This is a genomic window from Cupriavidus basilensis (assembly GCF_029335485.1).
Taxonomy (GTDB): domain Bacteria; phylum Pseudomonadota; class Gammaproteobacteria; order Burkholderiales; family Burkholderiaceae; genus Cupriavidus; species Cupriavidus basilensis_E.
This window is the reverse complement of sequence record NZ_JARJLM010000308.1, coordinates 1-6603: the sequence shown is the minus strand read 5'-3', so window position 1 is coordinate 6603 and position 6603 is coordinate 1. Positions and strand designations below refer to the sequence as shown.

Sequence of the window (6603 nt, the reverse complement as noted above, 5' to 3'; positions counted from 1 at the left end):
CGCGGCGGGCCTGCCGCCGCGCCTTGCGCTGCATATACCAGTAATGCGCCCGGTCCAGGTAGAGATACACCACCGGCGTGGTGAACAGCGTCAGCATCTGCGACAACACCAGCCCCCCAACCATCGCGAAACCCAGCGGCCTGCGCAGCTCGGAACCCGCGCCGTGCCCCAGCATCAGCGGCAGGCCGGAGAGCAGCGCGCACATGGTGGTCATCATGATGGGACGGAAGCGCAGCAGGCAGGCCTGGTAGATCGCTTCTTCCGGCTTCATGCCGCGGTCGCGTTCGGCAGTGAGCGCGAAGTCCACCATCATGATGCCGTTCTTCTTGACGATGCCGATCAGCAGGATGATGCCGATCAGCGCGATCACGCTGAGGTCATAGCCGCCTGCGAGCAGGATCAGCAGCGCGCCCACCCCGGCGGAGGGGAGGGTGGAGAGGATGGTGAGCGGGTGGATGTAGCTCTCATACAAGAGGCCCAGCACGATATACACGGCGATCAACGCGGCGGCGATGAGGTAGGGCTGCGACGCCAGCGAGGCGCCGAAGGCCTGGGCCGTGCCCTGGAACGCGCCGGAGAGCGTTTGCGGGCGCCCCATGCCCGCCAGCGTGGTGTTGATCGCCTTGACGGCATCGCCCAGCGCCACGCCCTGGGCCAGGTTGAAGGAGATGGTGACGGCGGGGAACTGCCCCTGGTGACTGATCGACAGATAGGCCGTGCTGTCGGTATCGATCTTGACGAAAGTGGACAGCGGGACCTGTTCGCCGGTCAGCGGCGAGGTGATGTACAGCCTATTGAACAGGCGCGGGTCTTCCTGCAGCGCCGGCGTGGCTTCCAGGATCACGTGGTAGCTGTTGATCTGCGTGAAGTACTGCGCCACCTGGCGCTGGCCGATCGCGTCGTACAGCGTGGCGTCGATCAGGGCCGGCGTAATGCCGAAGCTGGAGGCGCGCGCGCGGTCGATGGTCAGGCGCGCGGCGGCGGCGGCGTTCTGCTGGTCGGACGCCACGTCGCGCAGCTCGCGCAGTTTGCTCAGGCGTTCGAGGATGCGCGGCGCCCACTGGTTCAGTTCGTCGAGGTTGGAGTCCATCAGCGTGTACTGGTACTGCGTGCGCGACAGCCGCCCGCCCACGTTGATGTCCTGGCCGGCCTGCAGGAACAGGTTGGCGCCTTGCACCTGGGCCAGCTTCGGACGCAGCCGGGCGATCACCTGGTCGGCGCTGGCGGTGCGGCCCTCGTCCTTGGGCTTGAGGCTGATGAAGAAATTGCCGGTATTGAGGGTGTTCTGCCCGGCGCTCATGCCCACCGCCGCGACGTCGGGATCGGCGCGCACGATATCCGCCAGCTGCACCATGCGCTCGTTCATTGACCGGAAGGAGGCATCCTGGGCGGATTCCGCGATGCCGAACATGAAGCCGGTATCCTGTTGCGGGAAGAAGCCCTTGGGGATGTAGACAAAGAGCGCCACGGTGACGGCCACGGTGCCGATAAACGTGCACAGCGTAAAGAACTGATGGCGCATCACCACGTCCAGCGCGCGCTTGTAGCCCGCCAGCATGGCGTCGAAGCCATGCTCGAACCACTGGTAGATGCGCCCGTGATGGTGGCCGCGCGGCGGGGTCAGGTAGAGCGAGCACAGCATCGGCGTCAGCGTCAGCGAGACCAGCACCGACACCACGATGGTGAGCGTGACGGTGACGGCGAACTCGCGGAACAGCCGCCCGACGATACCGCCCATCAGCAGCAGCGGGATGAACACCGCCACCAGGGAGACCGAGATCGACACGATGGTGAAGCTGATCTCGCCGGCGCCCTTGAGCGCGGCTTCCATCGGCGACATGCCGTCTTCCACGTGGCGATAGATGTTCTCCAGCATCACGATGGCGTCATCCACCACGAAGCCGACCGCGATGGTCAGCGCCATCAGCGAGAGGTTGTCGCGGCTGTACCCGAGCAGGTACATGCCGCCGGCGGTGCCCATCAGGGCCAGCGGCACGGTGACGCTGGGAATCACGGTAGCCGCAACGTTGCGCAGGAACACGAAGATGATCATCACCACCAGCGCGATGGTCAGCACCAGCGTGAACTCCACGTCCGCCACCGAGGCGCGGATGGTCTGGGTGCGGTCCGCCAGCGTATTGACGCTGATGGTCGGCGGGATAGCGGCCTGCAGCTTGGGCAGGGCGGCGCGGATGCGGTCCACCGTTTCGATCACATTGGCGCCCGGCTGCTTGGTGACGGCCAGGATGATGGCGCGGCCATTGTGGAAGGTGTTGCCCGCCGGCGCGGCCGCGCCGGCAAAGCCCCAGCCCGCCAGCTTGGCGTTCTCCGGGCCGTCCACCGCCACGCCGACGTCGCGCACGCGCACCGGCGCGCCGTTGCGGTAGGCCAGCACCATGTCGTTCCAGGCAGACGCCTTGGTGACCTGGTCATTGGTGTAGACGTTGAAGGCCTTGGTGCGGCCATCGGTACTGCCGGTGGGCTGGTTGACCGTGGTGGTGGCAATCACGTTGCGCACGTCTTCCAGGCTCATGCCCATGGCAGAGAGTTTCTGCGGGTCCACCTGGACGCGCACGGATGGCTTCTGCTGGCCGCCGATATTGACCAGCCCCACGCCGGAAATCTGCGAGATCTGCTGCGCCAGCACGTTGTCGGCGTAGTCGTTGATCTCGGTCAGCGGCAGGGTGTCGGACTGCACCGCCAGCACCAGGATCGGCGAGTCGGCCGGGTTGATCTTGCGGAACGTGGGCGGGGTCGGCAGGTTGCCGGGCAACTGGCCGCTGGCAGCATTGATGGCGGCCTGCACGTCCACCGCTGCGGCATCGATGCTGCGGTTGAGGTCGAACTGCAGCGTGATCTGGGCGTTGCCCTGCGCGCTGGTCGAGGTCATCTGCGTCAGCCCGCTGATCAGCGAGAACTGGCGCTCCAGCGGCTGCGCCACGTTCGACGCCATGGTTTCCGGACTGGCGCCGGGCAGGTTCGCCGACACCTGGATGGTGGGGAAATCCACCTGCGGCAGCGGGGCGATGGGCAGCAGCGGCCACGCCGCTACGCCGACCAGCAGCACGGCCAGCGCCAGCAGCGAGGTGCCGATCGGGCGCTTGATAAAGGTTGCTGAAATGCTCATGGCCGTGCGTTCCCGGCGCTGCTTTGTGCGGCGGGGGCCGGTGCGGCTCCGGAGCTCGCCGCCGCGGTGGCCGCCGGCGCTGCCTCGCTCACGCGCGTACCCGGCTTGAGCTTGTACTGCCCGTCCACCACCACCCGCTCGTCGGCCGCCAGGCCCTTGGCCACGATGGCCTTGGCGTCCTGGATCTCCGCTACCTCAATCGTGCGGGAGGCGACGGTATGGTCCGGCTGCACCACATAGACATAGGTGCCGGTCTGGCTGCGCTGCACGGCCGAGGCCGGAATCGTCAGCGCCTGGTCGCGCTCGCCCAGCACCAGGCGCGCGTTGACGTACTGGCCCGGCCATAGGGTATGCGTCGGATTGGGAAAACGGCCCTTGAGCTGGATGGTGCCGGAAGTTGTGTCGATGGTGTTGTTCAGCAGGATCAGCCCGCCGCGCCCGAGCACCGTGCTGCTGCCGCGCTCGCTGGCCTCGACCGCCAGCGGCGCGTGGCTGGCCTGCATGGCGCGGTTGATGCGCTGGAATTCGCCGTCGGGCAGCGTGAACACCACGTCGATAGGGTCGATCTGGCGTATTACCACCAGCCCGTTGGCATCCGCCGCGTGCACGATATTGCCCGGGTCGACCAGGCGTGCGCCAACGCGCCCGGCCAGCGGCGCCGTGATGGTGGTGTAGTCGAGTTGCACGCGGGCGACGTTGATCAGGGCCTCGTCGGTCTTCACCGCGGCGGCCAGCTGGGCCACCTGCGCGCGCTGGGTGTCCAGGGTTTGCTGGGTGGTGGCGTTTTCCTTGATTAGACCCTCGTAGCGCTGCAGGTCCAGCCGGGCGTTGGCGAGCTGTGCTTCGTCGCGCGCCTTCTGCGCCATGGCCTGCTGCAACTGTGCCTGGAAGGTGCGCGGGTCGATCTGCGCAAGCAACTGGCCGGCCTTGACGTCCTGGCCTTCGACAAAGCCCACCCGGTCGAGTTGGCCGTCCACGCGCGCTTTGACCGTCACCGTGGCCATGGCTTGCACGGTGCCCACGCCGGACAGGCCGATGGGTACGTTTTCGCGCTTTACCAGCGCGCTGGAAACCGAGACCGCAGGCACCGGGGGCTGGGCCGGGCGCGGCGCCTGCATGCGCCTGAGCGGGCCGGTGGCGAACCAGGCCAGGGCGGCCAGCACAAGCACGGCGAGGCCGATCAGGACGGGATTGCGGCGGGAGGACGGGGTCGCCATGGAAAGCCTTGGTAAATGGTCTGCCGATGCAAATCAGGGTTGGACTGGGCCGCCCCGGCCACCGATGCCGGCAGCGGAGGGCGGACTGGGCATGGCGGGCATCGCAAGCTCGGCGGTTGGCGAGGCGGCAGGGCCCGGGGTGCCGGCGCGGCCGGCGGCAGCCAGCGCATCGCTGTGCCAGCCGCCGCCGATCGCCTTGATCAGCGCGACGCTGGCGGCCAGCTCCCGGCCACGCAGCTGGATAGCGGTTCGCTCGTTAGACAGCGAGAGAGCCTGGGCTGTTACCACCGAAAGATAAGATGCGGTGCCGGCCCGGTATTGCGCCAGGCTCACGCGTTCGGCTACGCGGGCGGCTTCCACCGCGTGGTCCTGAACCACCACTTCCTCGTCGAGCACATGCAGCGCCGAGAGGTTGTCCTCCACCTCCTGCAGGCCACCGAGCACTGTTTGCCGATAGCTGGCCACGGCCGCGTCGTAGGCCGCCACGGCCTGGTCATTCTGCGCGTTGCGCAGGCCGCCGTCGAAAATGGTGCCGGCCAGTGCCGCGCCCAGCGCCCATACCCGGCCGGGCGGACCGAACCAGTTGGCAAGGCTGCCGCTGCTGCCACCTCCCATCGCCGATAACACCAGCGACGGATAGTATGCGGCGCGCGCTACGCCGATATTGGCATTGGCTGCCGCCATGCGGCGCTCGGCGCCGGCGATGTCGGGGCGGCGTTCCAGCAGCGCCGAGGGCAGCCCCGGCGGCACGGCCAGCGGGCGCATCGTGAACGCCTCGGGCGCCAGCGTGAACTCGGCCGGGGCGCGCCCCAGCAGTACCGCGATGGCGTGCTCGAGCTGGCTGCGCTGCACATCGAGATCGATCGCCTGTGCCTGCGCCGCATTCAGCGTCACCTGGGCCAGCGCGACGTCGCCCTCGGTCGCCACGCCCGCGCGGAACTGGCTCTGGGTCAGCTTTAGCGAGGTCTGGTAGGCGGCGATGGTACGGGTATAGAGATCCTTGAGCACGTCGGTCACGCGCAACTGGATGTAGTCCTGCGCCAGCTCGCCCTGGATGGTCAGGCGGGCGCCGGCAAGGTCGGCGGCACTGGCCTGCGCGTTGTCGCGTGCCGCTTCGATGCTGCGCCGCACCCGCCCCCACAGATCGACTTCCCAACTAGCGTCGAGATTGGCTACGTGCGTGTTCGACACCGCCTGGACGCCCAGCGTATTGGTGTGGGCGCGCCCCACCGATGCGTTGGCGCCAAGCGTTGGGAACAAGCCCGCGCGTGCCGCCTGGGCCAGCGCGCGTGCTTGCCGGTATTGGGCCTCGGCCTGGCGCAGGGTCTGGTTGGCGGTATTGGCTTGCGCAACGAGCGCATCGAGGCGGGGGTCGCCAAAGCCGGACCACCACGCCTGGCTAAGGTCCACCGGGCGCGGTTCCGCTATCTTCCATTGGTGATCGTCGGGCACGGCTTCGCGGTAGGCCGCCGGCGTGTCGGCCGGGGGGCGTTTGTAGTCGGGCCCGACCGCGCAGCCAAGTAGCCAGGCGCAGGCAAGCGCGGTGCAGAGCAGGCGTGGCGAGAACAGGCACGTCGCGTTCATGGGTGGGAGGGACTGGCGATGGTCATGCTGGACCTTCTTGGAGCGATGCCGGTTTTGCGGGTTGATGCGGGTTGATGCGCGGGCCGGCGGGGCGAGCGGCCGCACATGTCCGGCGCCGGCGTGGCGCCGGCCTGTTCTACCGCTAGCATAGTGCGGCGCGGGAAGCTGTGTAATGCACCGTGCATTACGGCGTATTTCAATTGTTTACGCCGTCGCGCGCTTTTTTTCGGCATTCTCGGCGCAGCGGCGTTCGCAAGTGGTGCGTGGAATACACCGGCGGCGCTGACGGCTGGCGGTGTGCGCATGACCGTTACGGTATCTTGCCGCGACGGTCGGCGAAATACGTCGCTTGCCAGGAGCAAGCGCAGCCGTGATGCGGCAGACTGGCTTGCTGGCCGGGAAGGACTGCGGCGGCGGCGCTGGCGAGACCGCTGCCAGCCGGGTCGCGATGCCCGTGCGGCCAGTTGCCGCCTGTTGTAATCCCGTGTAATTGTGCGCGGGCCAGCCCTCGCGGGTTGCATTTGCCCTGCCTGCCGCGTAGAAAGTAGGTGTCAGGCGGTCGCGGCGGGTGAACCGTGGCATCTCAACGGCCCCGCTGGTACATATAACGAAATCAGGACGACAAGCAGGAAGACGTAGCCATGGAGACCGATCAAGCGAGCACCCTGACCTACG

At 67.7% G+C, this 6603-nt stretch carries 3 protein-coding genes; all 3 read right to left on the bottom strand.

Annotated elements, in window-relative coordinates:
- Positions 1-3127 (bottom strand): efflux RND transporter permease subunit (locus P3W85_RS17985; RefSeq protein ID WP_276265788.1); only part of this gene is annotated, 3127 nt, incomplete at its 3' end.
- The gene (locus P3W85_RS17980; RefSeq protein WP_276265787.1) at positions 3124-4344 is read right to left on the bottom strand and encodes an efflux RND transporter periplasmic adaptor subunit; all 1221 of its coding nucleotides are present in this window, start codon (positions 4342-4344) and stop codon (positions 3124-3126) included. The genes P3W85_RS17980 and P3W85_RS17985, both read right to left, overlap by 4 nt.
- A gap of 33 nt (positions 4345-4377) precedes the next feature.
- Positions 4378-5928 (bottom strand): efflux transporter outer membrane subunit, encoded by a 1551-nt coding sequence (locus tag P3W85_RS17975; protein WP_276265786.1) that lies wholly within the window; start codon positions 5926-5928, stop codon positions 4378-4380.
- Between the last annotated feature and the right edge of the window lie 675 nt (positions 5929-6603).